General features: G+C 37.9%; 2 protein-coding genes. Both read right to left on the reverse strand.

All coding sequences use genetic code 11. From position 1 onward, the window contains the following. On the reverse strand, positions 1 to 601 hold a 601-nt coding region (locus AC1DWN_RS32740), incomplete at its 3' end, for a prepilin peptidase (RefSeq protein ID WP_477563015.1). A 163-nt stretch (positions 602 to 764) separates the two neighbouring features. Continuing rightward, the gene (locus AC1DWN_RS32745; RefSeq protein ID WP_477563016.1) at positions 765 to 1,877 is read right to left on the reverse strand and encodes a tyrosine-type recombinase/integrase; all 1,113 of its coding nucleotides are present in this window, start codon (positions 1,875 to 1,877) and stop codon (positions 765 to 767) included. Positions 1,878 to 2,159: the final 282 nt, after the last annotated feature.

The raw sequence follows: 2,159 nt of genomic DNA on the forward strand, positions 1-2,159 counted from the left end.
AAAAGAATAGTTCGCTGTAAATCAAAAGTATAATTTTGTTTCCCCAAAGATAGCTGATAAACGATGCACAAGCAATAACTGGTCCAAACGGTACAACAACGTTCTGGCTACTTCTACGAGTCACTATGAGATATATGCCCATCAACGTTCCAATTAGGCTAAATACGATAAAAGACAACAGAGTTAGTTTAATGCCAAGTATAATACCAGTCAGAAGCAAGAGTTTTATATCACCATCACCAATTGAATCGCCTTTTGTAATCAATTTACCAATCATCTTAAAGCAAAAGAAGATCCCGCTTCCAAGTAATGCGGCCATAACATAATCCCAATAAGGAAGAGGGCTTATCCATATTCGGAGCCCAGCAAATAGAATAATTCCGGGAATTGTGATTTTATCTGGAATAATCATATGTCTCCAATCGCAGATGCTTATCGTGATCAGGGCTGCAAGGAATGGAATAGCTATAATCCATTCTAGTGATAAATCCATCGTTGCACCCATGAGACCGAACGCTATCGCGGCACAGAATCGAGACGAGAGGGAAGAGACTACTATAGGAGTACCATTTGGTGCATAGCGCATGGAGAAAGAATTCATCCGGCCACCCGATAAAAATCCAAACGCAACAGCAGCGAGAAACATTAGAGTTGAAAGAATTATAGCAAAATCCTCCTTGTGTTAAATCCTTTGTCAATTCCATGATTGGGCGTATTGCATGTAATGAAAAATTGTAATATGAGCGTTGTATCAAACTTCATTTTTAATGCTCTCTATTATTTGTATCCTCGAACCCTGGAAGCACTACGAAATCACTCACATCATTCTCTTTGTTAATGTCCCGGGATAAATAATTATCTTCCGTAGTCCGACTCGTGGAATGATCAAGTGTTTTGGCGATTTTATCAACAGGAGCTCCACTGTTATAGGCAGAGCGGGCAAAATAGTGACGGAAGTAGTGAGCGGTCGTTTTCCCATCTCGTACAGTCTGGAAATTTGCTTCAGCCAGCTTCTTCGATACAGTGGCGGATAAGCTTGATAGGAGGTAATGCTTTCTGTAACGGTTAGGATAGAAGGGAGTCTCGTCATTGGGATCAATGGCAGTAGATAATCCAAGTCGCCGGCGATACTCCTTCAATACCTGCAGGACGAAATCCTTGATGTGTGCATGCCGTTCTCCATCTCGCTTTGTCTTTGTACGCAAGTAGTATTTATTCCTAATGGAATCAAAGTAAAGATCCTTCCATAGAGGTGTAATAATTTCATTAAGCCGTAAACCAGTACTGGCCAGTATAAGCAGCAAGGATAGAAATTTGGGTTCATTGGAGTAATATTGAAACGCACTTTGCAAGGAAGATTCAGAAATTTCACGATCAGGTATCTGGTGCTTATCTAACTTGACGCCAATGAGTCCGCGTGTTAAATCGATTTTTAAATAGTTTTCGTTAAAACTCCATGAGAGGAAGCCGGTTAAAATGGTAATTTTTTTTGCTTGAGTTTTCGTCTTGGGATACCGGTTGGAAATCCACTCCTGGTATGCTTCAATTTCCCCCCGCTTCATTTCTCTGATATCTTCAATTCCTTGTTCGAATGTATATCTTAAAAACTGGAGGAGCTCGCGGACGTATTCCTTTTTGGTGCCTACCTTACGGCTGCCGTTCTTTCGATGAATGTATAAATACACCATGCCGATATTAGAAACCTTGCTATAGTCATAATCACCAAATTCATTTTCACTTTCTGTTATGTAGGATCTGACAACTGGAAATACGGACTCATCCAATAATTTATTTGGCAATGAAGAATCCAAGAAAAAAAGTGAAGCAGGCTTTGCAGTATTCGAGAAGACTAGAGACATTGAATTAACATTCACCATTGACTCTCCTTATCTAACTAATATATATACAACTATTATAACAAAAATAGTTTTAGAAAACTTCTAATATTGAGATATATGCTTCAGAAGAGTCTAAACAAAAATAATAGATAATTCGTTTTGATTAAACGTAACTATTGAATTTATATTGATATATAAGTAAAGTGTTAAAGTACAACTGAACCAAACATGAATTTAAAAAGTAATATACATTATACGGAAGTGAGAATCCATGATACAATAGTTGTATATTAACTAATATACAACTATTAAGGGGCTGTA

The sequence above is a fragment of the Paenibacillus sp. P4_A7 genome (assembly GCF_056402455.1).

What these genes read in the sequence shown, in the direction of transcription:
- AC1DWN_RS32745 (WP_477563016.1), bottom strand. Translation starts at nt 1,877, where the DNA reads ATGGTGAATGTTAATTCAATGTCTCTAGTCTTCTCGAATACTGCAAAG.